Annotated in this window: 2 protein-coding genes; both read left to right on the top strand. The window is 50.6% G+C overall.

Going from position 1 to position 1080, the window contains the following annotated elements; genetic code table 11:
- Positions 1–210, top strand: a 210-nt coding sequence (locus D6694_04955; GenBank protein ID RMH45237.1) for a hypothetical protein, incomplete at its 5' end; no start/stop codon positions are given.
- Position 211: 1 nt separating this feature from the next.
- A complete protein-coding gene (locus tag D6694_04960; protein ID RMH45238.1) occupies positions 212–895 on the top strand; it encodes an ABC transporter ATP-binding protein in 684 nt (227 codons plus the stop codon).
- The last annotated feature ends 185 nt before the right edge of the window (positions 896–1080 follow it).

The raw sequence follows: 1080 nt of genomic DNA on the forward strand, positions 1-1080 counted from the left end.
GGTCTTCGCATTGGCAGTTTTCTGGCGGCGGTCGTACTGCTTCCTCAAATCGTTTTGTTGGCTCTTTTGCAGCTTTTCCTTTTGTTGGCAGACGCCCCTGCACCCACTGCACCAGCATGGGTCATGTTATCTTTATTTGTGCTCTTCGCTTTTTTGTGTTCTTTCTTGGTGCGAGAGGTGCTGGTAAAAGAAGGTTTGGGAGGGTGGTAGAGTGAAAGCGCTGCTGGAGGCACGCAATGTATCCAAGACTTATGGTCGGGGACATCTGCAAGTTGTGGCACTGCAGAATGTTTTTACGACGCTCTTTGCTGGGGAGTGTGTTGCGCTGATGGGGCCATCAGGGAGCGGCAAGTCCACTCTGCTGAGCATTCTGGGGTTAATCAGTCGCCCTACAACCGGTGAAGTGTTGGTGCAGGGAAAAGTGGCACCTAGCGATGAGCGGAGCCGTGCTCGGCTTCGCAATCGATTCTTCGGATATGTTCACCAGGAGTTTGCCATCATAGAGAATGAATCCGTTGAAAGAAATGTCGTCATTCCGCTTCAATACTCTTCCGAGAAAATCAAACGCCAGGAGCGCCGAAAAAGGGTTCAAGAGGTGTTGTCTCAAGTTGGCTTGGCCGAGGCTTTGCATAAAAACGCGTCACACTTGTCGGGCGGGGAGCGGCAGCGAGTGGCAATTGCGCGTGCATTGATCAACAATCCCTCGGTTATTCTGGCGGATGAACCTACAGCGGCTCTTGATGGGCATACTGCCCAGGAGATCATGCAATTACTTTTATCTTTTAAAGAGCGGGGGGCTTTGGTATTAGTTGCAACACATGACGAACGGGTTGTGAATCGATGCGATCGCGTCTTGCGCATTTTGGATGGCAATATATTGGAAAGTTTCCCGTAATTTGGTGGGTAGCAGTCATTATCAGAGTAGTGTGCAGGGAGCCTGGCTGGGGTAAGGAGATTGGCACGCCGTGCCGTGTTGAGCATTGTCAGCAACGGTGGTAAAAGTACCCAAAACAACGGAATAAAAAGTCCCCTAAACAACGGCTAAAATGTACCTTCAACGGCGAAAAGCTGGAGGAGGTA

It is taken from the genome of Gammaproteobacteria bacterium, from assembly GCA_003696665.1.
Classification (GTDB): Bacteria; Pseudomonadota; Gammaproteobacteria; order Enterobacterales.